Genomic DNA, 26,231 nt, shown 5'->3' with positions numbered 1-26,231 from the left:
TCAGTTCGACGTGGACTTCAAGCCCGATGATCGTTTCGAAATTCATTGTGCTGCTCCCTCCCATGTTTGCGGTGTTTCTTTATGGAACTCGGTCGCCTGCTCAAAAGCATCCGCGACGCGGTAGACGGTCTCTTCATCGAAATAATTGCCGATGATCTGCAATCCGAGCGGCAAGCCGTTCTCGAATCCGCATGGGACTGAAATGGCTGGAACGCCTGCCAAGTTGACAGGGATCGTCAAGATATCGTTCGCATACATTGTCAATGGATCATCGATGATCTCGCCGATCTTGAATGCCGGTGTCGGCGTTGTCGGCCCGACGATGACATCGAAGTTTTCGAACGCTTTATCGAAATCCTGCTTGATCAAGGTACGCACTTTTGCGCTTTTATAGTAAGCGTCGTAATAGCCGGAGCTGAGTGCGTAAGTTCCGAGCATGATGCGGCGCTTCACTTCGTCGCCGAAGCCTTCAGAGCGTGTGTTCATATAGAACTCAAGCAGGCTGCCGGCTTTTCCGTACGATAGCCGTAACGGATGCCGTCGAAACGGGACAAGTTGGATGATGCTTCAGATGAAGCCAAGATGTAATACGTGGAAAGCGCGTATTTGGAATGCGGCAAGGAAATCTCTTCCCATGTTGCGCCTTTTCTTCCAATACTTTCAGTGCATCTTTCACAGCTTGTTTCGATGCTTCGCTGACGCCTTCTGCGAAATATTCTTTCGGCACGCCGATGCGAAGGCCTTGGATATCGCCAGTCAGTGCCGCTGTGAAGTCAGGCACTTCAACATTTGCGGACGTCGAGTCTTTTCATCATGGCCGGAAATAGCATTCAAAAGCAGGGCGTTGTCTTTGACTGTGCGGGTGATTGGGCCGATCTGGTCGAACGATGACGCATAGGCAATCAACCCGAAACGGGAAACACGTCCGTATGTCGGTTTCATGCCGACGACGCCGCAAAAAGCAGCCGGCTGGCGGATCGATCCGCCTGTATCGGAACCGAGTGTGAACGGAACTTCACCGGCTGCTACAGCCGCAGCTGAACCGCCTGAAGAACCGCCTGGAACGGTTTCCAAGTTCCATGGGTTTTTCGTATTTTTATAGTAAGAGTTTTCATTGGAAGAACCCATTGCGAAGTCATCCATATTCAATTTCCCGACGATGATCATTCCGGCTTCGCGCAATTTATCCACAACCGTGGCGTTATAGATCGGGTTGAAGCCTTTCAGGATCAAGCTTGATGCTGTCGTCTCCAATCCTTCCGTGACGATATTATCCTTCACGCCGATCGGCAAGCCGAAAAGCGGACCGCGTTCTCCCGTATCCGTTTGGTCCATTTCAGCCGCTTGTTTTGTCGCCTGCTCTTCATTCAAAGCCAAAAAGGCGTCGACTTGCGGGTCCAATTCCTTGATGCGCTTGAATGTCGCTTCCGTCAAATCCGCAATCGTCAACTCTTTGCTATGTAGTAATTCCTGCAATTCTTTTGCAGTTTTATCAGCTAACTTCATCTTTTTCCCTCCTCACAATCAGTCCAGAATGGTCGGCACACGCACTTGGCCGCCTTCATGCTCTTTCACGTTTTTCATCACCAATTCACGCGGCAAGCCTTCGATCGACTTGTCTTCGCGCATCACATTGACTAGCGGCAATACATGCGTCGTCGGTTCTACATTTTCCGTATCTAATTCGTTCAGCAATTCCATCGCATTGGTGATCGCTTCCAATTGATCCGCAAAATGCACAGCTTCCTCGTCGGTAATTGCCAAACGCGCCAAGTGAGCTACTTCGATTACTTCTTCTTTTGTCATTTTCGCCATTTTCTACACCTCCGGATTCAATAAACATACGGTCTATCATACCATTTTTCTAAAAAAATGAATAGAGACAGCCAGCTGGCTGCCCCTTTAAATTACAGACTTACTCGTAAATATGGACAACCGGTTCCGTTTCCCCGGCTTTCCGTAAAATGAGTGCTTCCGCGCCATTGGTCGACGTGACGTTCACTTCAATCTGGATATCGTCCGGGAAATGATCGAGGATCAGGCCGGTGACATATTGCGTAAAGCCGATCACTTCGGCCGAACCATAAAATTGGATTGGGATTTCGATTTTCATTTCCTGCAATTGGCCGCTTTGGTAGAAGCCTTTGCCGATGACGCTCGTGAAATTCGAGAAATACAATTCGACATCTTGCTTGAAATTGCGGAACGCCGTATCGATATCCCGGTATTGCTCGTCCGTCCCGGAAGTCGGGAATACGACATACTCTTCGTCGACATCATTCCAGTTCGCCACTTCGGTCTCGCCTTTCGGGGCAGCGCCGTAAGAGAAGTACGTGCCGGGTGTCATCGCGTTGCGGCTGTTTTGCGCGAATAAAGCGACGAGGATCGGCACATCCGCCATGCCTTCTTTCTCCCTTATGCGCTTGACGATTTCATCAGCCATCCGTTTGCCTTCTTCAGCGATCTGATCTTGAGGGATCGATTCTTCATAGGGGATGTTGTCCGTCGAACTATAATAAACCGTATTCATCGCAAGCCCGATGGAAACCCCGCCCAGACGGATTTTGTCTTCCTCGGTTTTGACGAGGTAATTTTGCTCAAGGATATGCGCCAGCAGTTCCGGTTGCGGGCGTTCGCCCCCGTCCGTCTCAGCTTTGCTGCGGCCATCCTCCGGGTTTAGCCCTTGTGGATTATCTTTGCTTTTGCGCTGGAGCCAAAGCGAGGCTTCTTCATCGGTGATTTTTTGGCCTTCCTGGAAATAATAATCATCCGGCGAGAATTGCTGCTGCGACAGGCGCAATAATCCATGCTCCGCTTCCTTGATATCGTAGCGCGAATTCAGCCGGCTGACGATTTTTCCGCGAGTGGCGCTCTGTTTATACGGCAACAGCGTCCGGTAATATTGATCATCGAGCTGCATGCTCGGAATGATCGCCGTTTCTGCCTCTTCTTCTTCTGTGTTGATCACTTCCGCCTCGTCATTTCCGGAAGGGACACATCCCGAAAGCAGCAATATGCTGATCGGGATCCACCAAATGCGTTTCATATGCTAATCTCCTTATTCGTTCAATTCCATAAGCAGGCGTGCTTCATTCCACACTTCCACGCCGAGCTCCTGCGCTTTGTCGAGTTTGGATCCGGCTTCTTCGCCGGCAATCAGCAAATCGGTTTTCTTGCTGACGCTGCCGGTCAATTTGCCGCCGAGCGCCTCGATTCGCGCGCGGGCTTCCTGGCGGGTCATGTTTTCCAATTTGCCGGTCAGCACGATTTTCTTGCCGGCAAACGCATTGGCGCCTTCTTCCACTCGGACAATCGTGCCCGTATAGGATAAATTGACGCCCCGCTCGCGCAAACGTTCCACAAGTGCCGCAACTTCTTCTTTTTCAAAATACGTGACGACGGCATCGGCCATCTTATCGCCGATTTCATGGATGGCAATCAATTCTTCCAAGTTTGCCTGCATCAACTGATCCATCGAGCCGAAATGCTCCGACAAGATCCGCGCCCCGCGTTCGCCGACGTGACGAATGCCAAGGCCGAACAACAAGCGTTCCATCGAATTGCTCTTGGAAGCTGCTATCGCCTCGATCAAGTTGGTGGCAGATTTATCGCCCATGCGCTCGAGTTCCAACAATTGCTCTTTCGTCAAAGCGTAGAGATCCGAAATATCCTGGATGAGCCCTTCGCGATATAATTGCTCAATCACTTTCTCACCGAGCCCATCAATATTCATGGCATTGCGCGAAACGAAATGGATCATGCCCTCGACGATTTGCGCCGGGCATTTCGGGTTGACGCAGCGGAGCGCCACTTCGCCTTCTATCCGGACGAGTTCACTACCGCAGGCCGGACATTCGGTCGGCATTTCAAACGGTTGTTCATCCCCAGAGCGCATTTCGATCAGTGCTTTGACGACTTCCGGAATGATATCGCCCGCTTTACGGATGATGACTTTATCCCCGATGCGGATGTCGCGCTCCCGGATCAAATCTTCATTATGGAGCGACGCACGCTGCACCGTAGTGCCGGCAACAGCGACCGGCTCAAGGATAGCTGTCGGGGTGACAACGCCGGTCCGGCCGATGCTCAGCTCGATATCACGCACGGTCGTCATCACTTCTTCTGCCGGGAATTTATAGGCGGTCGCCCATTTCGGGCTTTTCGCCGTGAACCCGAGGTCTTGCTGATGGAGAAAGCGGTTGACTTTGATGACGATGCCATCGATTTCATAGCTCAACTCATTGCGCCCGTCCGTCCATTGTTCGATGTATGCCAGCACTTCTTCCACCGAGCGGCAAACTTTCCGCTCGCCGTTCGTCTTAAAGCCGAGATCCGTCAAATATTGAAGGGACTCGTTATGGTTGTTCAAGCCGTAAGTTTCCCCGTCTCCGCCAATGCCGTAGATGAAGACATCCAAATTGCGCTTAGCGGCAATTTTCGAATCCAATTGGCGCAAAGAACCGGCTGCAGCATTGCGCGGATTGGCGAATAATTCTTCGCCCCGCTCCTCGCGGTCTTCATTAAGTGCATGGAACGATTTTTTCGGCATGAACACTTCGCCGCGCACTTCGATCGATACCGGCTCTTTTAATTTAAGCGGAATCGAGCGGACTGTGCGGAGGTTGACCGTAATGTCTTCTCCGACACGGCCGTCGCCGCGCGTCAAACCGCGCACGAATTTGCCGTTCTCGTAATGAAGCGAAACGGCCAGGCCGTCAATTTTCAGTTCGCACACATATTCCACCGAGTCTCCGGCACCGCCGCGCACACGTTTATCGAAATCACGCAAATCTTCTTCGTTAAAGACATTCGACAAACTGAGCATCGGCCGCTCGTGGCGGACTTTCTCGAAATTCGACAAGGGTGTCCCGCCGACCCGCTGCGTTGGGGAGTCCGGGAAAATCAAGTCGGGATATAGGTTCTCCAGCTCGATCAATTCGTTGAGCAATTGATCGTACACGGCATCCGGCACGCTTGGCTTATCGAGCACATAATAGGCATGCCCGTAGTTCCGGAGCAATTCATTCAATTCGGTTACACGTTCTTCAGCTTTGATGCGGTCCATTCGGGTTCCTCCAGATCATTCTTTTTCGATCGGCGCAAATTTTGCGAGCAGCCGCTTGATGCCTGTCGGGCTTGGGAAGGCGATATCAAGTTCTGTTTGTTCGCCGTCGCCTTTGACATTAACGACAGTGCCTGTGCCCCATTTTTTATGCTTCGCGCGGTCGCCTGTTTTCCAGCCCAGCCGATCGCCGCCGGATGCTTGGTAGGAAGGCTTTATGACCGCTTTGCGTTTCGGTGCCTGCTTATAACTCGTCGCTGCGCCTGCACGGTGATTGGCAAACGTCTGCTCGATGAGATCTTCCGAAATTTCAGAGATGAAGCGCGACGGCATATTGAAATTGCTCTTGCCGAAAATCGTCCGTGACGAAGCATGCGTCAAATACAGCCGTTTCTCGGCGCGCGTGATGCCAACATATGCCAAGCGCCGTTCTTCTTCCAATTCTTCCTCGTCATTATTCGAACGCGAATGCGGGAAGACGTTTTCTTCCAGCCCAGCGATAAACACGACCGGGAATTCCAGGCCTTTCGCTGCATGCATCGTCATGAGGATGATCGGGCCATCGCCTTGTTCTTCTTCCTCGTCCAATGAATCGATATCTGCAATCAAAGCCAAATCGGTCAGGAACGCTACCAATGACTTGTCATCGCTTTGTTTTTCGAACGCTTGCGTCACGGTCAAGAACTCATCCAAGTTTTCGAGGCGGCTTTCGCCTTCGATGGTCTTGTCGTTTTGGAGCATCTGGCGGTAACCGGATTTCTTCAGCACTTCTTCCACCAATTCCGTCACCGACAGAAATTCCTGCATTTCGGTGAATCCGGCGATCATCGCACGGAATTCAAGCGCGGTCTGTGCGGTTTTCGCCGTCAAGCCCATGAAATCCGCTTCCTGCAAGGAATCCATGATGGTGCGGTCCTGTTCGATGGCAAAGCGCGCCATTTTCTCGAATGACGTCGCACCGATCCCTCGCTTCGGTTCATTAATGATGCGCGCGAGCGACAGGTCATCTTCGTTATTGGCAATCAAGCGCAAATACGCGAGCAAGTCCTTGATTTCCTTGCGGTCATAGAACTTCGTGCCGCCGACGATTGTATAGCTCATATTCGATTTAACGAACATTTCCTCTAAAATACGCGATTGGGCATTGGTCCGATAGAGAATGGCGAAATCAGAGGTTTTGTATCCTTCTTCCTGCATGAGGTTTTGGATGGTCTGGACGATGTACTGGGCTTCCTGGCGCTCATCACCCGCTTTATGGAGCGTGATCGCCGGCCCTTCGTCGTTGTCGGTGCGCAATTCTTTCGGATAGCGGCTCGTGTTTTTCTGGATGACGTCGTTTGCCGCCTGCAAAATGCGTTTGGTCGAACGATAATTCTGTTCGAGCATGATCACTTTGGCGTCCGGATAATCCTTTTCGAACGACAGGATATTGGTGATATCCGCCCCGCGCCAACGGTAAATCGACTGGTCGGAATCGCCGACAACGCAAATATTCTTGAATTTCTTCGCCATTAATTGCACCAGTTGGTACTGGGCGTTGTTCGTATCTTGGTATTCATCGACATGGATATAGTGGAATTTATCCTGATAATATTCCAGCACATCCGGGACCGTTTCAAAGAGCCTTAAAGTCATCATGATCAAATCGTCGAAATCGAGCGACTGGTTTTTCTGGAGGCGCTTCTGGTAGCCCGTGAACACTTCCGCGACCGTTTTTTCATACGGGTTGAATTGATTGGCATTCGCTGCGAAGGTTTCCGCATCGATGCATTCGTTTTTCGACGACGAAATGGCATTCAGCATCGTCCGCGGCTCGTATTTTTTCGGGTCCAGGTTTTGCTGCTTCAAGACGTTTTTGATGACCGTCAATTGATCGGTCGTATCCAAAATCGAGAAGCTTTTCGAAAAGCCCAAGCGGTCGATATTGCGGCGCAGGATGCGCACGCACATCGAGTGAAAGGTTGACACCCACATGCGGTCGCCTGTTCCGTGGCCGAGCAGCCCATCGATCCGGTTGCGCATTTCGCGCGCGGCTTTATTGGTGAACGTGATCGCCAGGATATTGGATGGGTAGACTTGTTTTTCCAGCACCAAGTATGCGATGCGATGTGTCAACACACGCGTTTTCCCGGATCCCGCACCGGCCATGATCAATAGCGGGCCTTCTGTTGTTTTGACTGCTTCTTCCTGCTCGGGGTTCATCCCCCGCAACAGATTTTTTGTGATTAATTCCATTGTGCACCACCTCGAACGTTTGTTCCTGTTATTATAACGATTGCTCAGCCGTTTCCGCAACTGCCTTGACGGTCGCAAGCGCTTTGTTTAGATCTTCATATATGATATTGCCGACAACGATCGTGTCGCTGATGGCTGCCATTTCCTTGGCGCGCTCCGCTGAATCGATGCCGCCGCCGTAAAATAGCCGTGTATCAGACAGCACCGACGCGGTTTTTCGGACAAGTTCCGGATCGCCGAACATGCCGCTGTATTCCAGATAAAAGACCGGGAGCCGGAAAAAATGCTCCGCCATGCGCGCATATCCGAGCACATCCTCTTCAGTCAAGGATGCATCCGCCCCGGTCAAGCTTGCCGCTTTGCAGTCCGGATTCAAAATGCAATAGCCTTCCGGAACGATTTCCGTCCAGTCCATGATCTCGCCGTATTCGCGGATCGCTTCATGGTGAAGCCCTTTGATCCATTTCGGGTCGCTACTGTTGAGCACCGTCGGAATGAAATAATAATCGAAGCCCGGCGTCACCGATTCGACCGTCGACACTTCGAGCGCAACCGGCACCGAATAGCGGCGCACACGAGCCATCAATTCTAAGACATTGTCGAGTGTGACATCATCACTTCCGCCAATCAAGATGGCATCAGTCCCGGATTCGCAAATTCGTTCCAAATGTCCATCTGAAATTTCTTTCGCAGGGTCTAATTTAAAGACATGCCGCCATGTTTGAAAGTCCACAGGTATTCTCCTAACTGTACTTTGGTTTTCATCTTTCTATTATAACAAAAGATCAGCCAACACTCTGTTCCCATCCATCCACAAATGAGGGATTTAGCGCATAAAAAAACCGACCAGCGCCATTCGCCGGTCAGTCTTTTGGAAGTTCGATTTGTTTTTCTTCCGGATACAGCACATCGAGCATTTCCTCGTATGCGTCATTGCCGTAATTCAAACAGCGGCGCACGCGGGAAATCGTCGCTGTGCTCGCACCCGTTTCGTTCTTGATTTTTTCGTAGGTCTTTTTCAAGCGCAGCATATGTGCGACTTCAAAGCGCTGCGATAACGATTGTATTTCACTGATCGTGCACAAATCATCAAAAAATCGGTAGGCTTGTTCTTTGTTTTCCAATGCCAGCACCGCTTCGATCAATTGATCGGTCTGCGGCCCTCTAATCTTATCAACTTGCATGCACATTCAACGTCCTTTCATTGCTCTTCGATTGATCCCGCTTCTACGGGCTATACTGAACCGCCTGGCCAATTCCCGGCGAATCCGGAATAATATGGACCCAGGTTTTTCCTTGCGTCAATTCGGTTATCCCGTTTTCCCCGACCGGCACAAGCATACCGTTTTCTGCGCGCCACGTGATTTCCTGTACGATTCCTTCACGGAACAATAATGCCTGCCCCCCGGAAGTCAGGTCGATCTCCTGGCGTCCTTTGGCATCGATCGTGTCATGCGCTGTTTCAATGACCAGCACATTGGCGACTTCGATCCGCTGCGAAGTTTCCTTATCTGCAGTCGCGGTTCCTCCCGATGACCGGCCGTAAAGCTGCGACTCAGCATCGTAAGTATAGGTGCTCGCAAAAAGCGGGTCTCCGCCGTAGGTTACTTCTATGGAAGCAGCTTGTTCCCCTAGTTTATCATTACTGCCCGGTGCAGAGAAAGTATAAGGTGCTTTCATGCTGTAATTGGATGAAGCGTCTGTCATCTCCATCGCAAGTTCGACGTTTTCATAGGTGATATAGGAATTATGCGGCGCCACACGGTCCAATGAACGCTTGAACAAAGTTCCGTCATATTGTATGCCGTTAATATGGTCGACCACTCCCGAATCAAGCAATTGCTTTGCTTCCGGGCTATAGCCATGCGCAACGAAAAATGCATCATACGCATCGGCCAGTTCAACAAAATAATCGCGCGCACTGCGCACCGGCCCGATATTCACCGGAAACTGGCTTTGATACAAGGCCAAAAATCGCGTGATATTGTATTCGGCAATTAATTCAAATACCATATCAGCTTCCACCAGGCCTGTTTGCGGACGAGCCGCTGGATGATTATTGATGACTGCCATCACCGCCCGGCTGTCATACGGCCCATCTCCTTGCATGCCGGTGAACGGGGCTGTGGTGAGCACTTCCTCCGGCACCTCAGGCGTTTCCGGCGCCTCCGGAGTTTGTGGAGTTGCGGGCATTTCCGGCTCTCCCGCTTGTTCCCTTCCGACCAGCCAAACAACCAAGACAGCTGCAACGATCAGCAAAGCAAGCAAGATCAGCCATTTTTTCATCCCTGGCCCCTCATGAATGCCGGGAATAGAATGGTTTTGTTCATGACGTCATAAATCCCTTTTTGCGTAATGCGGACATAGGGCAAATGCGTCGCCATCAAGAACAATAAAGTATAGACAGCGTCGCCATGTTCATAGCCGCGCTCTTTCAACGCTTTCTTCAACTCGGTTTCTTGCTCCATCAAGGTCTCCATCGATAAATCGGACATGATGCCGCCAATAGGAAGCGGCAATTCGCAGACTGTCTCGCCGCCTTCAATCAAGACAATGCCCCCTTTGAGGCGCTTCACTCGTTCAAACGCTTTCCACATGTCTTTACGGCTTTTGCCGATCAACACGATATCTCCGGTATTCGTATAGGAAGAAGCAAATCCATCGACTTCCGTGGCGAAGCCTTTGATCAAGGTATTGACACGCCATTTGCCGTTGCGGTCGATAAGCATCAGAAAGCTTTCACCATGTTCTTTCGATAAGCGTTCGACGTTCGTGTCGACGCTTACGGAGTATGGTTTGGTGATGACATCATTGACCATCTCCACACCGAACGGCATCGAAAACTGGAAGTCGTCATCGGTCAATTCAAAGTCGAGATCCAACTCCGGCAGCACCGACCAATCCACATCATCGAGCGAACGCACTTTCTTGCCATCGCGCTTGAGCCAGACCCCTTTGGAAATCACGCCGCTCGGCACTGGGTTATCGATCGAATCGAGAATATTCAAATTCGCATAGCGCCCGGTCGCGATCAAGCCGTGCAAGCTCGTCAAGTTGTAATAGCGCGCCACATTATAAGAAGCCATCATATAGGCATCGATCGCCGGAACGCCAGCGTCAAGCGCGATTTGGATGCACAAATCCATCACGCCGTCTTTGTGGAACACCGGCGTCGAGCCGTCTGTCGTCATCATCAATTTATCGAACACATTCAATTCCCGCTCGACAATTCCTGACAATAGTTCCGGCAAATCCGGGCGTATCGATGAATGGCGCAGCGTCACGCCGTAGCCATGTAATAGGCGCATCTCCACTTCATCGACGGTCATCGCTTCATGGTCCCCGTCAGCGCCCAGCAGCTTCATGCGCGCCAAAGTCTTCTCGGAAGCTCCCGGGAAATGCCCTTCTATCTTTTTCAAGCTGATTTTCGCTTTTTGGATCCAATACAGCATTTGGTCGTCGCCAGCCAATAGTTTCGGCCAACCCGTCAATTCACCGCCAAGAATGACGTCCGGGCGTTCTAGCCACTCGCCAACTGCTTTCGAGGTGAATTTTTGGTCTTCCCCAACAAGTTCCGTCTGGGAATCGAACCTTGTCCACCAATAAAACGTGAACGGCAGCTCTGCCATGCGATCAAGCAATGTAAACGCTTTCTCGTTTTCTAATGATAAAAATAACGGCAAGTTGTCTGAGATGAACCCGGTAGTTCCGCCTTGTGCAGCATAATCAGCGAATTGCTGCGGGTTGTAGAGTTGATACGGATGGACATGCGGCTCGATGTAGCCAGGCACGATCCACTTGCCGCTGACATCCACGACTTCAGTCGAATCATCGATCTTCGGCATATCTTGTCCTGCATAGATGATGCGGTCTCCGTTGACCCATATATTTCCGGTCATCCATTTTTTAAATATCCCGTGCAGATATGTGGCATTCGTCAGCACAAGATCCGGGGACAATTCTTTCGACACAATCTTCAATTGTTTACGTATTTCTGTATTTCTCCATAAAGGGTTTACCATCCGAAGGCACCTGCTCTCTCTTCAATATCCATACATCGTATACTAGCATAATTATGCATTTTTTTACAGAGAATGACGTGAAAATGCTCCTCTCTTGTGCAGCGTCGGACATAAAAAATCCACGTCTCAGTGACGTGGATTTTTGTTTATTTATTGACCGGATCGCTGAAAGGCTTCAGGATATCCTGCTGGTCTTGTTCTTTTCTCGTCAAGACATCAGAAACCGGATCATATGACTCCCCGTAAAAATGCTCGTCTTTGTACGTATGGATGTCCTCATACATTTTCTTCATCGCTTCGAAAATCTCTTCTTCGGTTTCGCCATTTGGCGCCCAGTAAAGAATCTCCATCGAGTTTTCTTCGCCAGTCGCCAGTGAACGGCGGCAATAGCCGATTGACGAGGCATGCTCAAAGCCTTCACGCGCGTAGAAACGCAGACGTTTTTCGGAATCCGTATCTTCGTAATCGACCGGTTCGACTTCCAAGATGATCGGCTTGTCCTTATCCTTGAGCATTTGCAAGGTTTTCTTGCCAATGCCCATGCCGCGCGATTCTTTCGAGACGAATAAATAGTCAACGAATGAGAAGCTTGGGAATTCCGCATACATCAAGACGTGATACGGGCCCTCATCTTTGTAGTAGACACTGCCTTTTTCCTTCAGCAAGGTGTCCATATGTTCTTTCGATTTCATTTCCTCCACTGGGAAATATTGATTCAGTTTTTCATACCAGTTCATCATTTTTGCTCCTTCCGAGTTTGAATGCCCTGCTGGTTTTGTTACTTCCGGGGTAATGCTAGGTGGAAATTGGAGTTTAGTAATAGAGGTAAAAGTGGGCTTGTGAAAATCCTCCGCGGCGCGTTGCCGCATAAATAAAATGACACAGCTTCGTGACGAAATTGTGTCATTCTATTATAGCAACTATTCACTTAGATTGCACGCCAACCGATATCTGTGCGGTAAAAGAAACCGTCCCACTCCAATTTGCCAAGTGCTTGATAGACGATAGACTGGGCATCTTCCAACGTTTCCCCGCTGCCTGCGACAAGGAGCACCCGGCCGCCGTTAGCAGTGAAGCGGCCTTCGGAGCGTTTCGTGCCGGCATGGGTGACGGTTACATCCGGTAATTCATCCAGTTCCGGTAACACGGCTCCTTTTTCCACAGTTCCCGGATAGCCGTCCGCTGCAATGACGACACCGAGCACAGGGCGCGCATCCCATTCAAGCTCCATTTCTCCGCCGTCCAAAATGGTCGAAATAAACGCGCCAAGGTCGGTTTTCAGGCGCGGCAATACCACTTGCGTTTCCGGGTCTCCGAAACGCGCATTGAATTCGATGACTTTCGGGCCCTTGGCCGTCAAAATGATGCCGGCATACAAAATCCCGTTGAACGGAGTGCCTTCATGATCCATTGCCTCTACCGTCGGGCGGACAATTTTCTTGAAAGTCTCCTCGACGACCGATTCCGAAATCTGCGGCACCGGCGAGTAAGCACCCATGCCGCCCGTATTCGGCCCCTTATCGCCATCAAACGCGCGCTTATGGTCTTGCGAGATGACCATCGGATAGATCTTGCCATCTTGGACGAAGGACATAAAGGAAAATTCTTCTCCGTCCAAGAATTCCTCGATAACGACGGTCGATCCCGAGTCGCCGAATTTCTGGCCGTCGAGCATATCCTTTACGGCCTCAATTGCTTCTTGTTCGCTTAATGCCACGACGACGCCTTTTCCGGCTGCGAGCCCATCCGCCTTGATGACGATCGGCGCGCCTTGCTGCTTGATGTAATTAATAGCTTCCTCGGTATCCGAGAAGCTTTCATAGGCAGCGGTCGGAATGGAATACTTTTTCATCAATTCCTTGGCGAAAGCTTTGCTGCCTTCGATGCGCGCTGCCGCTTTGTTCGGCCCGAAGATCTTCAAGCCGCGTGCTTCGAAGAAATCGACGATGCCTTCTGAAAGCGGCTGTTCCGGCCCGATGAATGTAAAGGCGATTTCATTGTCCTTGGCGAACGCTGCCAAGGCTTCGAAATCCGTCTCGTTTATGTCTACGATCTGTGCATCTTTTTCCATGCCGTCATTGCCAGGCGCCACATAAACTTTCGCGACCGATGGCGAGATGGCGAATTGATGGGCAAGCGCGTGTTCGCGCCCGCCTTTACCGATGACCAATACGTTCATAGCCGTGCACCTCCGATTAATGTTTGAAATGGCGGACGCCCGTGAAGACCATCGCGATGCCGTGTGCATTTGCCGCATCGATCGACTCCTGATCTTTTTTCGAACCGCCCGGCTGGATGATCGCTTTGATGCCGGCTTTCGCTGCTGCTTCCACCGTGTCAGCCATCGGGAAGAAAGCGTCCGATGCCATCGCTGCGCCTTGCGCTTTGTCAGCTGCCTGTTCGAGTGCAATGGCGGCTGCGCCGACGCGGTTCATCTGCCCTGCACCGACGCCTAACGTCATCGACTCATCGCACACGACAATGGCATTCGATTTAACATGTTTGACGACGCTCCAGCCTAGTTTCAAGGCTTCGAGTTCTTGTTCTGTCGGCTGTCTTTCCGTCACGACACGGATATCTGCATCCCCGTAGCCGAATGTATCCGGCTCCTGGACGAGCAATCCGCCTTCGACTGTCACCGTATTCCATTTGTCGCGGCGTTTCGTTTCAAACGGCACCGTCAACAAACGGATGTTTTTCTTTTTACCGAGTTCTGCAAGTGCATCTTCCGTGAACGATGGCGCAATGACGATTTCAAGGAAAATCTGCGACAATTGCTCAGCTGTCTCGAGGTCGACTTCACGGTTCAAGGCGACGATGCCGCCGAAGATGGAAGTCGAATCCGCCTCATACGCTTTTTTGAATGATTCGGAAAGTGTAGCACCGGTCCCGACGCCGCACGGGTTCATATGCTTCACTGCGACGCTTGCCGGCATCGTGAATTCCTTGATGATCTGCAGCGCAGCATTGGCGTCTTGGATATTGTTATAGGAAAGCTCTTTGCCGTGCAATTGCGTGGCATGTGCGATCGAGAAATCCGAACCGAGCGCGCTCTTATAGAACGCTGCTTTTTGGTGCGGGTTTTCCCCGTAGCGCAGCGCTTGGGACAATTCATATGTAAGGGTCAACTGCTCCGGATACTGTTCATCGGTCAGTTCCGTTAAGTAATTGGAAATATAAGCATCATACGCCGCGGTATGGCGGAATACTTTCGCTGCGAGTTTCCGGCGCAGCTCGGGGCTTGTTGTTGGCTGCTCGCGCAGTTCTGCAAGTACCGCTTCGTAATCACCGGAATCGACGATAACCGTCACGTAAGCGTGGTTTTTCGCCGCCGAACGCAGCATCGTCGGGCCGCCAATATCGATGTTTTCAATCGCATCTTCATTTGTCACATCCGGTTTTGAAATCGTTTCGCGGAATGGGTACAAATTGACGCAGACAAATTCGATCGGTGCGATGTCGTTATCGTTCATTTGCTGCTGGTGTTCGCTATCGTCGTGTTTCGCGAGCAACCCGCCATGGATCAGCGGATGCAAAGTTTTCACACGTCCACCTAAAATCTCAGGGAAACCGGTCACTTCGTCCACTGCCGTCGTCGGGACGCCATTGTCCTCCAAATGCTTGCGCGTGCCGCCTGTCGATAAGATTTCTACATCCATTTTTACTAGTTCACGGGCAAACTCCAAAATGCCGGATTTGTCCGATACGCTCATCAATGCTCTTCTTTTCATTCATGGACCTCCTAGACCGACTGCTGCCGGCTGAATAATTGCTGCAAACTCTCAGGGTATAATTGGTGCTCGATTTCATGGATTTTGCGTTCTACTGTCTCACGATCCGCGCCGTCTACAGGAAACGAGTGCTGTGCGATGATCGCTCCCGTGTCCATGCCTTCGTCAACAAAATGCACGGTAACTCCAGCCTCTTTTGCCCCGGCTTCTAGCGTCTGTCCGATTGCGTCTTTACCCGGAAACGCCGGCAGTACCGATGGGTGGATATTGACGATGCGGTTTTCATAAGCCCCAAGCAAAACAGGTCCGATCAAACGCATAAATCCGGCCAATACGAGCCATTCGACACCCGCTCCAGCTAATTTTTCCACCAGCATCGATTCATATGCCTGTTTGGACGCATACTCACGCGGTGTAAATGAAAATGCCGGCACTCCTGCTTGCTTCGCCCGTTCCAACACAAACGCGGACGGCTTATCCGCCACGACCAAAACGATGTCCGCATCCAGTCTTCCGTCTTGAGTTGCTTCGTAAAGCGCTTGAAAATTAGAGCCGTTTCCAGATGCGAAAACGGCCATTTTTGTTCTATTTTTCATGTAAAGTCCCGTCCTGACTGCCTTGGAACTGGACACCTTCCAATTGCGTCACACGGCCGATCACATACGCCAAGTCACCATTTGCTTCAGCAGCCTGGATCGCTTGTTGTGCATCCGCTTCAGAAACGGCCACTGCAAATCCGATGCCCATATTGAACACCGAATACAGATCACGGTCTGCCAATTCACCTTTTGCTTTCAACAGGTCGAACACCGGAAGCACCGGCCAAGAGCCAAGCTCGATCTCAACGCCTAGCCCCTCAGGCATCATGCGCGGCAAGTTTTCGATAAACCCGCCACCCGTGATATGCGCCATTCCGTGGACGTCCGCTTGTTTGCGGATTGATTGCACGGTCTTGGCGTAGATTTTCGTCGGCTCGAGCAGTAAGGATTCGAGTGTGCCGAGCTCTTCAAAGCCCGCTACTTTCTCGTCCAACGAACCTTCCTGGTCGCCGAATAAAATATGGCGGACGAGCGAATAGCCATTCGAGTGGATACCGCTAGAAGCAAGCCCCACCAAAACATCACCCGCTTGGATACGCTCGCCGGTTACGATATCCGCTTTTTCAGCAGCACCAACCGCAAAGCCGGCGATGTCGTATTCATTCTCATCATAAAGCCCCGGCATTTCAGCCGTTTCTCCACCGATCAACGCCGCTCCGGCATCTACGCAACCATCCGCGACGCCTTTGACGATTTGTTCGATTTTTTCGGGAACCGCTTTGCCACAAGCAATATAATCGAGGAAAAACAACGGTTCCGCACCTTGTGCGACGATGTCGTTGACGCACATCGCGACGCAATCGACACCGATCGTATCGTGCTTATCCGCCATGAAAGCCAGTTTCAGCTTCGTGCCGACACCGTCTGTTCCGGAGACGAGAACCGGTTGTTTCAAATTCAGCTCGGACAAATCGAACATGCCGCCGAACCCGCCGAATGCACCCAGCATTCCTGTACGCGCGGTGCGTTCGACATGGGATTTCATCCGCTTGACGGCTTCATAGCCCGCTTCGATATTGACGCCTGCTTTTTCATACGCTTTAGACACTTCGGTTCCCCCTATTTCACTTTTTCTTTTTCATGCGGCAAGACGGTATCCGGATAGATATTTGTTGGATAGTCGCCTGTGAAACACGCCAAGCAATGGCCGCATTTCGAGCCTGGATCGGTGCGTCCGATGTTTTGGACCATGCCATCGACCGACAGGAACGTCAGCGAATCGGCACCAATGATTTCACGCATTTCTTCTACTGTATTATTCGCGGCGATCAACTCGCCGGATGTGCTGATATCTATGCCGTAAAAACATGGGTTCTTGATCGGCGGTGAACTGATGACGACGTGAACTTCCGTCGCGCCTGCTTCTTTCAGCAATGCGACGATGCGGCGGGAAGTTGTGCCGCGGACGATGGAATCATCGACCATGACGACGCGTTTGCCGTTGACGACTTGGCGCACTGGAGATAGCTTCATCTTGACGCCGCGTTCGCGCATTTCCTGTGAAGGCTGGATGAACGTCCGCCCAACATAACGGTTTTTGATCAACCCGAGTTCGTATGGAATCCCACTCTGCTCAGAAAACCCGATCGCTGCGGAAATACTGGAATCCGGCACACCCGTGACGACGTCCGCTTCGATATGAACTTCCTTCGCCAATTGCTTGCCGAGCCGTTTTCTCGCTGAGTGGATATTGATGCCGTCGATATCCGAATCCGGACGGGAGAAATAAACATACTCCATCGTACAGATCGAGCGCTCTTCCGGATACGCAAAACGTTCTTTGCGCATGCCGTCATCGTTGATAATCAAGAATTCACCCGGTTCGACGGAATGCACAAACTCTGCCCCAACGATATCAAATGCGCAAGTTTCCGAAGCGACAACCCAAGCATCCCCCATCTTTCCGACAGATAAGGGACGCAAGCCATTCGGGTCGAGCGCCACAAACATGGCCTCTTCTGTCAAAACCAAGCATGCAAACGCCCCTTTCAATAGAGACAAGGCGTTTTTCGCTTTTTCTTCAAAGCTTTCGTAACCGCTGCGCTTGATTAAGTGTGCGAGCACTTCCGTATCGGATGTCGTTTGGAAAATACTTCCTTGACGCTCCAAATGCCCTTTTAATTGCGTCGCGTTAACCAAATTGCCGTTATGCGAAATTGCCAGGCTTCCTGTCGTCGAATTGAACAGCAAAGGCTGGACATTTTCGATGCCGCTGCCGCCTGCTGTTGCATAGCGGACGTGGCCGATGGCTGCAGTACCGGTGATCTTCTCCAATTTCTCTGGAGTGAACACTTCACTGACCATGCCTTCACCTTTTAATGCGCGTAAAGCCTCTCCATCAGTCGAAACGATTCCTGCGCCTTCTTGGCCGCGGTGCTGCAAAGCATGAAGCCCATAATACGTGAGTTGCGCTGCGTTGGTGTGGCCCCAAATGCCAAAAATCCCACATTCTTCGTTTAAGCCTCTGATTTCAGCAAGCATGGTATAGCCCCTTTCCAGGCGGAGCGGAGCGTTTCGACCGATTCATCGATCCAGACGGCTCCGTCTTCCCCTTTGACGATCATGCGATCACCCGTGACTTCACCGATTTTCCGTGCATCTTTCACTGTATTCTCGAATGCTTGTGCTTGCTCAGGCGATACCGTGAGCAAAAAGCGCGATTGTGTTTCACTGAATAACGCCGTAGTTTTTGACCCGGCAAGGCTTACGTCTACGCCAAGCCCGTTACCGAAAGTCTTCTCAGCCAAAGCGACAGCGACGCCGCCTTCCGCCACGTCGTGAGCCGACTGGACCAAGTCTTGTTGAATGGCAGTAAGGATAGCGGATTGGCGTTGTGCTTCGACGTCCAAATCGATAGACGGCGCTTTACCGAAAATACGGCCTTCTACCATTTTCTGCAATTCGCTGCCGCCGAATTCTGTCATGCTGCCGCCGACAAGATAGACGAAATCGCCTTGCTTTTCGCATCTTGCGTCGTCACATGCTTCAAATCTTCGACAAGCCCGACAAGTCCGATTGTCGGCGTCGGGTAAATCGCTGTGCCGTTTGTTTCATTATATAAAGAGACGTTTCCGCCAATAACTGGTGCGTTCAATTGAAGGCAAGCTGCCGACATGCCGTCAGCCGCTTTTCAAGCTGCCAGAAAATCTCAGGTTTTTCCGGGTTGCCGAAGTTCAGGCAATCGGTGATCGCAAGCGGGCGCCCGCCTGAGACGACGACGTTACGCGCCGCTTCTGCGACAGCGATCTTGCCGCCTGTTTCTGGGTCAAGGTAAATATAACGGGAGTTGCAATCCGTTGTCATCGCAAGCCCTTTATTCGTTCCGCGCACACGGATCACCGCAGCGTCAGAGCCAGGGGATACGACCGTGCTAGTACGCACTTGGTGATCGTATTGATTATAAACCCATTCTTTTGAAGCGATGGTCGGCTGCTTCAATAACGAAAGCAATGTCGCCTGATGGTCTTCCACTTTAGGCTCTTCGTTCGGCAAGCTTTGGAATTCGCGGTAATATTCCGGCACGCTTGATTTTTGGTGATAGACCGGCGCATCTTCTGCCAGTGCATCGACCGGCACTTCTGCGACGATTTCACCTTTATGCTTCAAGCGCAACGTGGAATCGTCCGTTACCCGTCCGACTGTCACGGCGTCAAGCCCGTATTTTTCGAACAACTCGACGATTTCCGGTTCGCGCCCTTGTTTGACGACGATCAGCATACGTTCTTGTGATTCCGACAGCATCATTTCGTAAGCCGTCATGCCCGTTTCGCGCTGCGGTACGTGATCCAAATCCATCTCGATGCCGGATCCGGCTTTTGAGGCCATTTCCGCTGAAGATGAAGTGAGGCCAGCTGCACCCATATCCTGTATGCCGATGAGCGCATCGGATTTCACGAGTTCCAGGCAAGCTTCAAGAAGCAATTTCTCCATGAACGGATCGCCCACTTGAACGGCTGGGCGTTTTTCATCGGATGCGTCCGTCAACTCTTCTGAAGCAAATGTCGCGCCGTGGATACCGTCGCGACCTGTTTTAGCGCCGACGTACATGACCGGGTTGCCGGTTCCTTTAGCGACGCCTTTTTGGATATCTTTATGGTCGATCAAGCCGACGCACATGGCATTGACAAGCGGGTTGCCATCATACGATGCATCAAACTGCACTTCGCCTCCGACCGTCGGAATGCCGATGCAATTGCCATAGCCGGCAATGCCTGCGACCACTTCCTCGAACAAATACTTGACGCGCGGCGTTTCAAGTTCGCCGAATCGCAAGGAGTTCAACAGCGCGATTGGACGTGCGCCCATCGAGAAAACGTCGCGGATGATGCCGCCGACGCCTGTTGCTGCTCCTTGGTAAGGTTCGATTGCAGACGGATGGTTATGGGATTCCATTTTGAATACAGCTGCCTGGCCGTCACCGATATCGACGATGCCCGCGCCTTCTCCAGGTCCTTGCAAAACGTGTTCGCCTGAAGTTGGGAATTTCGATAAAACCGGTTTTGAATTTTTATAGGAACAATGTTCAGACCACATAACAGAAAACAAACCGGTCTCGGTGTAGTTCGGCGTTCTGCCGAGTATATCTTCGACCATTTTGAATTCAGCGTCCGATAGACCCATTTGCTTATAAAGCTGTTGCTCTTTAATCTGTTGTGTGTTCGGCTCAAGCGTGACTGACATGTGATTCCCTCCACTGTTTGACGATTGATCTGAATAATGGCAAGCCGTCCGTTCCGCCAATCAAGTCGGAAACGGCACGTTCCGGATGCGGCATCATGCCGAGCACGTTTCCGCGTTCGTTGATGATGCCGGCAATGTTATTGCGGCTGCCGTTAAAATCTTCTGCGTATGTGAAAACGATTTGATTATTGTCTTTCAAATGCTGATATGTCGCATCGTCGCAATAATAATTGCCTTCCCCGTGAGCGACCGGAATGCGGATTTCTTCGCCTTCTTTGTATTCATTCGTGAACAAAGTATGAGCGTTCTCTACTTTCAAGCTGACTGTGCGGCAAGTGAACTTCAAGTCTTTATTGCGCATCAGCATGCCAGGAAGCAATCCGGCTTCTGTCAGGATCTGGAATCCGTTGCAGATGCCGAGAACCGGTTTGCCGGCCTCCGCTGCTTTGCGTACTTCGTCCATGACACCTGAAAAACGGGCAATCGCTCCTGCACGCAAATAATCCCCGTATGAGAAACCTCCTGGAAGCAAAATTCCGTCATAACCGCTTAAGTCATGCGTATCATGCCAGACATATTCCGCTTCTTCTCCAAGCTCATCTTTGATGGCGTGATACATGTCCAAGTCACAATTCGACCCTGGGAAAACAATCACTGCGAATTTCATTGCGAGACAACCTCCTCGATTTCGTACCTGTAATCTTCAATCACCGTATTCGCAAGCAGCCTGTTGCACAATTCATCGACCAAAGCATCGACATCACGTTCACTGTCTCCAATGACCAGTTCCAAATATTTGCCGATCCGGACATCCTGGACCTCGTCATAGCCCATTTTATGGAGCGATCCCATCACAGCAGATCCTTGTGGGTCGAGTACACTTTCACGCAAGGTCACATACACTTTTACTTTTTTCATCAGTTTTGTCCTCCCAGTCGAGATAAAATGAGTTCATAAGCATCCGTCAAATTGCCGAGGTTCCGGCGAAATACGTCTTTATCGAGTTTCTGTTTCGTTTCCTTATCCCACAAGCGGCACGTATCGGGTGAAATTTCATCCGCCAACAGGATCTCACCGTTCTCATCACGGCCAAATTCGATTTTGAAATCGACCAAATCGACACCAATATCCTGGAAAAAGCCGATCAATACATCATTGATCTTCCGCGCTTTGTCTTTCAAGACCGCCACTTCCTGCTCTGTCGCAAGTTCAAGCATGGCGACATGATCATCCGTAATCAACGGATCGCCCAGCTCATCGTCTTTCAAGTAAAACTCCACGACCGGCTTTTGGATCTCTTTGCCTTCTTCGAGCCCAAGGCGTTTCGCCATGCTGCCGGCGACGATATTGCGGACGACGACTTCGATAGGTACGATGCTCACTTCGCGCACCAATTGCTCGCTATCGGACAACTGCTTTACAAAATGGGAAGCGATGCCGTTTGCTTTTAATTTCTCAAACAGCAAAGAGGTGATTTGATTGTTCAAGCGCCCTTTTCCTGAAATCTCTTCTTTCTTCTCTCCGTTGAACGCAGTGGCGGAATCTTTGTATTCCACCCAAAGAACGCCTTGCTCGTCCGTTTTATACAGACGCTTCGCTTTTCCTTCATACAATAGCTGAGCTTTTTCCATGATTGATGCCTCCGTTTAATTTAATCCGAGACGGTTGAAGATCATATCGACTTGTTGCAAGTGGTGGTTGTAATCAAAGCAATCGTCCAGCTCTTCTTTCGTCAGCTGCGAAGTGATCGTCTCGTTCGCTTCCACGACTTTACGGAACGAAGTCTGCGTTTCCCATGCTTCCATCGCGCAAGGCTGCACGGTATCGTATGCCGCTTCACGCGCCATCCCTTTATCAATCAATGTCAACAGGACACGCTGTGAGTAAATAAGCCCCAATGTCGAATCCATATTGCGCTTCATATTCTCCGGGAACACCGTCAAGTTCTTGACGATATTGCCGAAACGGTTGAGCATATAGTTCAACGCGATCGTCGCATCCGGCAAGATGACGCGTTCAGCAGAGGAATGAGAAATGTCGCGTTCATGCCACAACGATACGTTTTCGTAAGCCGTCACCATATAACCGCGGATCAAGCGCGCAAGGCCTGTCATGTTTTCAGAACCGATCGGGTTGCGTTTATGCGGCATCGCCGATGATCCCTTTTGTCCTTTCGCAAAAAACTCTTCGACTTCACGTGTTTCAGATTTCTGCAAACCACGAATTTCCGTCGCAAATTTTTCAATTGAAGAAGCGATCAAGGCAAGCGTGCTCATATACTGTGCATGGCGGTCACGCTGTAAAGTCTGTGTGGAAATACGCGATGCAGCGATTCCTAAGTTTTTGCATACATATTCTTCAACAAATGGGTCGATATTCGCGTACGTTCCAACCGCACCGGACATTTTGCCCGTTTCGATCGATTTCGCTGCTGCTTCAAAACGCTCCAGGTTACGCTTCATTTCCTCGTGCCAAAGCGCCAATTTCAAACCGAATGTCGTCGGCTCTGCGTGAACACCGTGTGTACGGCCCATCATGACCGTCATTTTATGCTCTTTCGCTTTCACCGCTAAAATATCGATGAAGTTTGTCAAATCTTTGCGCAGGATTTCATTCGCCTGCTTCAACAGATAAGAAAGTGCCGTATCGACAACATCTGTTGACGTCAATCCGTAATGCACCCATTTGCGTTCTTCCCCAAGCGTTTCGGAAACCGCACGCGTAAAAGCAACAACATCATGGCGCGTTTCCTCTTCAATTTCTAGAATTCGGTCGACTGAAAACCCTGCATTCTCACGGATTTTCGCCACGTCTTCTTTCGGGATATCGCCAATTTCTGCCCAAGCTTCACATGCAAGGATTTCTACTTCCAACCATGCTTGGTATTTGTTTTCTTCTGTCCAAATGGCACCCATCTCCGGGCGTGTATAACGTGCGATCATAATCTATATCCTCCAATTATTCCGGCCAAATGCCAGATGCGTCGATTTCGTTTAATGTTCGATCTATGTCTTCCGTCAAAATGGTCACATGCCCCATTTTGCGTTTATGTTTTGCTTCGTCCTTGCCGTATAAATGAATCGACCAGTCCGGATAATGTGCGATTTTCGTCGTGAGCGGCGCTACATGTTCTCCGAGCACATTAACCATGACAGCTGAACTCCAAAGCTTCGGCTTGCGCAACGGCCACCCGCAAATCGCGCGGATATGCTGGTGGAACTGCGAAATGTTTGTCGCTTCGATTGAATAATGCCCTGAGTTATGAGGGCGCGGTGCCAGTTCGTTGACCAGGATTTCGCCATCCGGCAAAACGAACATTTCAACCGCAAGTGTTCCGACCATTTGCAGATGTTCAGCAATTGCTTCTGCCGCCTTTTTCGCTTTTGTCAGCGTTTCCTCGCCAACTCTTGCAGGGACAATGGTTTGATGCAGTATATGATCTTTATGGATATTCTCTCCAATCGGCAATATAGCCGTTTCACCTAAAGTATTGCGCTGGATGACAACCGATATCTCCATCGTGAAATCGATAAATGCTTCCGCGACACAATCCCCGTTCTGGAACAGGGCTTCCGCCTCTGATAACTGGTCTGCATTCTCCACAATTTGCTGGCCTTTGCCGTCATATCCACCTCTAGCCGTTTTAACGACAAAGGGATAATCCAAAGTTTCAATCCGGCTTTTCAACTCTTCAAATGTAGAAGCTTCTATATAATTCGCTACCGGCACTCCGGCTTCCCGAATTTCCTGCTTCTCAAAAATCCGGTTCTGTGTGACGCCGATCAACTCAGCCCCTTGAGGCACATAAGCGATTTCAGCTAAATGGCGGAGCCCGTCCACATCAATATTTTCAAACTCATAAGTGATGACATCACTCACTTCTGCCAATTCTTCCAGCGCTTCCGAATCATTGAACGGAGCAACGATCTGAATATCCGCCACTTGTCCGGTCGGCGAATCCATGCCCGGATCCAAAACCGCAATCTTAAATCCTGCTTCCTTCGCAGCCAACGCCATCATGCGGCCTAACTGCCCTCCGCCGATGATACCGATCGTCTGTCCAGGTAAAATCGTTCTTGTCATACCAGATCACCTGAACTTTCCAACACAGCCTCCGCAGTCCGCTTGCGTCTATCTTCCAAAGCTTGCGCTGCTTCTGGGTCGACCGTTCCAAGAATTTGGGCAGCCAGGAGGCCCGCATTGATCGCGCCGGCTTTCCCGATCGCTACAGTTGCAACCGGCACCCCACCGGGCATCTGAACAATCGACAATAATGAATCCATCCCGTTCAAGGCTTTAGACTGAACTGGAACACCGATAACCGGCAAAGTTGTTTTGCCGCGACCATTCCCGGCAAATGAGCAGCACCGCCAGCACCTGCAATGATCACATGCAAACCTTTACCGCGTGCTTCCTCTGCATAACTGAACATCAAATCCGGCGTCCGATGGGCTGATATCACTTTTTCATAGTCGATCTTCAGTTCATCTAGAACCTCGCATGCATGTTTCATCGTTTCCCAATCACTCGAACTTCCCATAATAATGCCAATTCGCGGATTCATTCAATAACCTCTTTTCAAAAGTAAAAGCCCTCAAATAAACTGCTCACATGACGTGAAAAGCAGTTTACTTAAGGACTTTGATTCAACGAAAACATACGTGATGGCATAAAAAGCATCCTCCGTTATAAGTACCATAAGTTGCTTTCCCGCATAGTCCGACATTTACGGTGTCCTGGTAGAGACGCAGAGGCCAATTCCTCTGCATATATGGGGTTTCCTCATTAATCATAACAAGATGGTTCATATGCGTCAATGGTAAAGTCGAACGATAAACAAGACCTCTTTTTAACGTTCGTGTTTTTACCCATCATCTGCTATTTTCGATTTTATTACCTTTAAACTTGATAATCTGGCGGACAGGTACAGGCTCTCCATTAATTTCTTCAAACAAGGGCTCTTCTTTACGGCCAACAGCCATATAACCCTCTTGTTTCATTCGGTTCAGGCAGTCTTCCATCGTCTCGTGTTCCTGCACTTCGAACCAGATTGTCTTTTACTCATTTAAATAATCTACCTCTTTTCACTTGTTTTACCCAGAATCCACCATGAATCGTTTTCGGTTCATAGGCGATAATAAAAGCCTTAGGATCTATTTCTTGGATGGTTTTGTATAATTTTAATTCCATCTTCCGAGGAGTCAAGATCTGCATAGCCTGCCTGCCGCCATCTCTTCCGTTTGCATCCCAATCGGTTACACCGTAGCCTTTTCACGCAACTTCCGGGAGATAATCACTTTCATCGTTGCTAATAACATTAACCGTTATATATCCTAACGCCATTTTCTCTTCGATTTTAGAACCGATCACAACCCCAGATCCATAACCAATCGCATAAGCGACCAAGTTCTGTATCTGATCTAAATTATCTAGCACCAAGCCGAGCCCTACTATATATGACCACTTCCACCATGCTGACAAGCGCCGCTAAATAACGGAAGCCTTTGAGTGTCATAATCATTCGCACAGTAAAGAAGGTGACATAGACTATATTGATTGAAAATATTATGAGAACCATTAACCACGGATTAATATCCATTTCTGCACCCTTTCCTTCGCAATTAAATTTCATATTAGGTCAATCAAAGTACGAATGCAAGAGGAATAGGCCTTGTTTCAGCAAAAATAAAATGATTTCAAAGAAAAGACCACTACCGGAATAAACCGGTAACGGCCTTTCTACTTGCCCAGCGACATCCTACTCTCAGGGGAAACCCCAACTACCATCGGCGCAAAAGAGCTTAACTTCCGTGTTCGGGATGGGAACGGGTGTGGCCTCTTTGCCATCATCACTGGACTATGTTGAGCTTGTTCGCTCAAAACTGGATAAATCGACATTGGG

Annotated in this window: 20 protein-coding genes, 1 rRNA gene, 4 pseudogenes and 1 riboswitch; all 25 genes and pseudogenes read right to left on the bottom strand. The window is 50.2% G+C overall.

The window, feature by feature from the left end; translation table 11 throughout:
- Nucleotides 1-42 precede the first annotated feature (42 nt).
- The 25 genes and pseudogenes from gatA to rrf all read right to left on the bottom strand — a co-directional run bounded on the left by gatA (nucleotide 43) and on the right by rrf (nucleotide 26,186).
- Nucleotides 43-1,506: pseudogene (gene gatA / locus CW734_RS06115) on the bottom strand (Asp-tRNA(Asn)/Glu-tRNA(Gln) amidotransferase subunit GatA).
- Nucleotides 1,507-1,524: 18 nt separating this feature from the next.
- Nucleotides 1,525-1,815, bottom strand: a complete 291-nt coding sequence (gene gatC, locus CW734_RS06110) for an Asp-tRNA(Asn)/Glu-tRNA(Gln) amidotransferase subunit GatC (RefSeq protein WP_058381395.1) — start codon at nucleotides 1,813-1,815, stop codon at nucleotides 1,525-1,527.
- A gap of 100 nt (nucleotides 1,816-1,915) precedes the next feature.
- Nucleotides 1,916-3,046 (bottom strand): CamS family sex pheromone protein, encoded by a 1,131-nt coding sequence (locus CW734_RS06105; RefSeq protein ID WP_101189867.1) that lies wholly within the window; start codon nucleotides 3,044-3,046, stop codon nucleotides 1,916-1,918.
- Between the two features lie 12 nt (nucleotides 3,047-3,058).
- On the bottom strand, nucleotides 3,059-5,065 hold the full coding sequence (gene ligA / locus CW734_RS06100) for an NAD-dependent DNA ligase LigA (RefSeq protein ID WP_101189866.1): 2,007 nt from the start codon (nucleotides 5,063-5,065) through the stop codon (nucleotides 3,059-3,061).
- Nucleotides 5,066-5,080: 15 nt separating this feature from the next.
- Entirely contained in the window at nucleotides 5,081-7,297 is a 2,217-nt protein-coding gene (gene pcrA, locus CW734_RS06095) for a DNA helicase PcrA (RefSeq protein ID WP_101189865.1), read from the bottom strand.
- Between the two features lie 31 nt (nucleotides 7,298-7,328).
- On the bottom strand, nucleotides 7,329-8,030 hold the full coding sequence (locus tag CW734_RS06090) for a heptaprenylglyceryl phosphate synthase (protein WP_101189864.1): 702 nt from the start codon (nucleotides 8,028-8,030) through the stop codon (nucleotides 7,329-7,331).
- A gap of 130 nt (nucleotides 8,031-8,160) precedes the next feature.
- Nucleotides 8,161-8,481, bottom strand: coding sequence for a YerC/YecD family TrpR-related protein (locus CW734_RS06085; protein ID WP_068489075.1), 321 nt, complete (start codon nucleotides 8,479-8,481; stop codon nucleotides 8,161-8,163).
- A gap of 43 nt (nucleotides 8,482-8,524) precedes the next feature.
- Complete coding sequence (locus CW734_RS06080; RefSeq protein ID WP_101189863.1) at nucleotides 8,525-9,583, bottom strand: DUF3048 domain-containing protein; 1,059 nt, start codon at nucleotides 9,581-9,583, stop codon at nucleotides 8,525-8,527.
- On the bottom strand, nucleotides 9,580-11,319 hold the full coding sequence (locus tag CW734_RS06075) for an adenine deaminase C-terminal domain-containing protein (protein ID WP_101189862.1): 1,740 nt from the start codon (nucleotides 11,317-11,319) through the stop codon (nucleotides 9,580-9,582). The genes CW734_RS06080 and CW734_RS06075 overlap by 4 nt, the downstream gene beginning before the upstream one ends.
- A 146-nt stretch (nucleotides 11,320-11,465) precedes the next feature.
- The gene (locus tag CW734_RS06070; RefSeq protein ID WP_101189861.1) at nucleotides 11,466-12,056 is read right to left on the bottom strand and encodes a GNAT family N-acetyltransferase; all 591 of its coding nucleotides are present in this window, start codon (nucleotides 12,054-12,056) and stop codon (nucleotides 11,466-11,468) included.
- A gap of 191 nt (nucleotides 12,057-12,247) precedes the next feature.
- A complete protein-coding gene (gene purD / locus CW734_RS06065) occupies nucleotides 12,248-13,498 on the bottom strand; it encodes a phosphoribosylamine--glycine ligase (protein ID WP_101189860.1) in 1,251 nt (416 codons plus the stop codon).
- Nucleotides 13,499-13,514: 16 nt separating this feature from the next.
- Nucleotides 13,515-15,050, bottom strand: coding sequence for a bifunctional phosphoribosylaminoimidazolecarboxamide formyltransferase/IMP cyclohydrolase (gene purH / locus CW734_RS06060; protein ID WP_101189859.1), 1,536 nt, complete (start codon nucleotides 15,048-15,050; stop codon nucleotides 13,515-13,517).
- 11 nt (nucleotides 15,051-15,061) lie between these two features.
- Entirely contained in the window at nucleotides 15,062-15,646 is a 585-nt protein-coding gene (gene purN / locus CW734_RS06055) for a phosphoribosylglycinamide formyltransferase (protein WP_101189858.1), read from the bottom strand.
- On the bottom strand, nucleotides 15,636-16,697 hold the full coding sequence (purM, locus tag CW734_RS06050; protein WP_101189857.1) for a phosphoribosylformylglycinamidine cyclo-ligase: 1,062 nt from the start codon (nucleotides 16,695-16,697) through the stop codon (nucleotides 15,636-15,638). Before purM ends, purN begins: the two co-directional genes overlap by 11 nt.
- Before the next feature lie 11 nt (nucleotides 16,698-16,708).
- On the bottom strand, nucleotides 16,709-18,130 hold the full coding sequence (purF, locus tag CW734_RS06045; protein WP_101189856.1) for an amidophosphoribosyltransferase: 1,422 nt from the start codon (nucleotides 18,128-18,130) through the stop codon (nucleotides 16,709-16,711).
- A pseudogene (purL, locus tag CW734_RS06040) lies at nucleotides 18,106-20,329 on the bottom strand (phosphoribosylformylglycinamidine synthase subunit PurL). The gene purF and the pseudogene purL overlap by 25 nt, the downstream one beginning before the upstream one ends.
- Complete coding sequence (gene purQ / locus CW734_RS06035; RefSeq protein WP_101189855.1) at nucleotides 20,313-20,996, bottom strand: phosphoribosylformylglycinamidine synthase subunit PurQ; 684 nt, start codon at nucleotides 20,994-20,996, stop codon at nucleotides 20,313-20,315. Before purQ ends, purL begins: the two are co-directional and overlap by 17 nt.
- Nucleotides 20,993-21,247 carry a phosphoribosylformylglycinamidine synthase subunit PurS gene (gene purS, locus CW734_RS06030; RefSeq protein WP_101189854.1) on the bottom strand — a complete coding sequence of 85 codons (255 nt, stop codon included), beginning with the start codon at nucleotides 21,245-21,247 and terminating at the stop codon, nucleotides 20,993-20,995. The genes purQ and purS overlap by 4 nt, the downstream gene beginning before the upstream one ends.
- On the bottom strand, nucleotides 21,247-21,960 hold the full coding sequence (gene purC / locus CW734_RS06025; RefSeq protein ID WP_101189853.1) for a phosphoribosylaminoimidazolesuccinocarboxamide synthase: 714 nt from the start codon (nucleotides 21,958-21,960) through the stop codon (nucleotides 21,247-21,249). The genes purS and purC overlap by 1 nt, the downstream gene beginning before the upstream one ends.
- Before the next feature lie 15 nt (nucleotides 21,961-21,975).
- Entirely contained in the window at nucleotides 21,976-23,271 is a 1,296-nt protein-coding gene (gene purB / locus CW734_RS06020) for an adenylosuccinate lyase (protein ID WP_101189852.1), read from the bottom strand.
- A gap of 16 nt (nucleotides 23,272-23,287) precedes the next feature.
- Nucleotides 23,288-24,412, bottom strand: coding sequence for a 5-(carboxyamino)imidazole ribonucleotide synthase (purK, locus tag CW734_RS06015; protein WP_101189851.1), 1,125 nt, complete (start codon nucleotides 24,410-24,412; stop codon nucleotides 23,288-23,290).
- Nucleotides 24,409-24,893 (bottom strand): annotated as a pseudogene (purE, locus tag CW734_RS06010) (5-(carboxyamino)imidazole ribonucleotide mutase). Before purE ends, purK begins: the two are co-directional and overlap by 4 nt.
- A gap of 131 nt (nucleotides 24,894-25,024) precedes the next feature.
- Nucleotides 25,025-25,124, bottom strand: a riboswitch (purine riboswitch).
- 76 nt (nucleotides 25,125-25,200) lie between these two features.
- The gene (locus CW734_RS06005) at nucleotides 25,201-25,380 is read right to left on the bottom strand and encodes an NETI motif-containing protein (RefSeq protein WP_269801510.1); all 180 of its coding nucleotides are present in this window, start codon (nucleotides 25,378-25,380) and stop codon (nucleotides 25,201-25,203) included.
- Nucleotides 25,381-25,390: 10 nt separating this feature from the next.
- Nucleotides 25,391-25,928: pseudogene (locus CW734_RS06000) on the bottom strand (DUF2179 domain-containing protein).
- A 146-nt stretch (nucleotides 25,929-26,074) separates the two neighbouring features.
- Nucleotides 26,075-26,186 (bottom strand): 5S ribosomal RNA (rrf, locus tag CW734_RS05995).
- Nucleotides 26,187-26,231 lie beyond the last annotated feature (45 nt).

The sequence above is a fragment of the Planococcus sp. MB-3u-03 genome (genome assembly GCF_002833405.1).
Classification (GTDB): Bacteria; Bacillota; Bacilli; order Bacillales_A; family Planococcaceae; genus Planococcus.
Note: the sequence above shows the minus strand (reverse complement) of the source record. Positions and strands in the feature narration are given on the sequence as shown.

Excerpts from the sequence above, each read along its gene's own strand:
- gatC (WP_058381395.1), bottom strand. The coding sequence starts at position 1,815 with ATGGCGAAAATGACAAAAGAAGAAGTAATCGAAGTAGCTCACTTGGCG.
- CW734_RS06105 (WP_101189867.1), bottom strand. The coding sequence starts at position 3,046 with ATGAAACGCATTTGGTGGATCCCGATCAGCATATTGCTGCTTTCGGGA.
- ligA (WP_101189866.1), bottom strand. The coding sequence starts at position 5,065 with ATGGACCGCATCAAAGCTGAAGAACGTGTAACCGAATTGAATGAATTG.
- pcrA (WP_101189865.1), bottom strand. The coding sequence starts at position 7,297 with ATGGAATTAATCACAAAAAATCTGTTGCGGGGGATGAACCCCGAGCAG.
- CW734_RS06085 (WP_068489075.1), bottom strand. The coding sequence starts at position 8,481 with ATGCAAGTTGATAAGATTAGAGGGCCGCAGACCGATCAATTGATCGAA.
- CW734_RS06080 (WP_101189863.1), bottom strand. The coding sequence starts at position 9,583 with ATGAAAAAATGGCTGATCTTGCTTGCTTTGCTGATCGTTGCAGCTGTC.
- CW734_RS06075 (WP_101189862.1), bottom strand. The coding sequence starts at position 11,319 with ATGGTAAACCCTTTATGGAGAAATACAGAAATACGTAAACAATTGAAG.
- CW734_RS06070 (WP_101189861.1), bottom strand. The coding sequence starts at position 12,056 with ATGAACTGGTATGAAAAACTGAATCAATATTTCCCAGTGGAGGAAATG.
- purD (WP_101189860.1), bottom strand. The coding sequence starts at position 13,498 with ATGAACGTATTGGTCATCGGTAAAGGCGGGCGCGAACACGCGCTTGCC.
- purH (WP_101189859.1), bottom strand. The coding sequence starts at position 15,050 with ATGAAAAGAAGAGCATTGATGAGCGTATCGGACAAATCCGGCATTTTG.
- purN (WP_101189858.1), bottom strand. The coding sequence starts at position 15,646 with ATGAAAAATAGAACAAAAATGGCCGTTTTCGCATCTGGAAACGGCTCT.
- purF (WP_101189856.1), bottom strand. The coding sequence starts at position 18,130 with ATGCTTGCTGAAATCAGAGGCTTAAACGAAGAATGTGGGATTTTTGGC.
- purQ (WP_101189855.1), bottom strand. The coding sequence starts at position 20,996 with ATGAAATTCGCAGTGATTGTTTTCCCAGGGTCGAATTGTGACTTGGAC.
- purS (WP_101189854.1), bottom strand. The coding sequence starts at position 21,247 with ATGAAAAAAGTAAAAGTGTATGTGACCTTGCGTGAAAGTGTACTCGAC.
- purC (WP_101189853.1), bottom strand. The coding sequence starts at position 21,960 with ATGGAAAAAGCTCAGCTATTGTATGAAGGAAAAGCGAAGCGTCTGTAT.
- purB (WP_101189852.1), bottom strand. The coding sequence starts at position 23,271 with ATGATCGCACGTTATACACGCCCGGAGATGGGTGCCATTTGGACAGAA.
- purK (WP_101189851.1), bottom strand. The coding sequence starts at position 24,412 with ATGACAAGAACGATTTTACCTGGACAGACGATCGGTATCATCGGCGGA.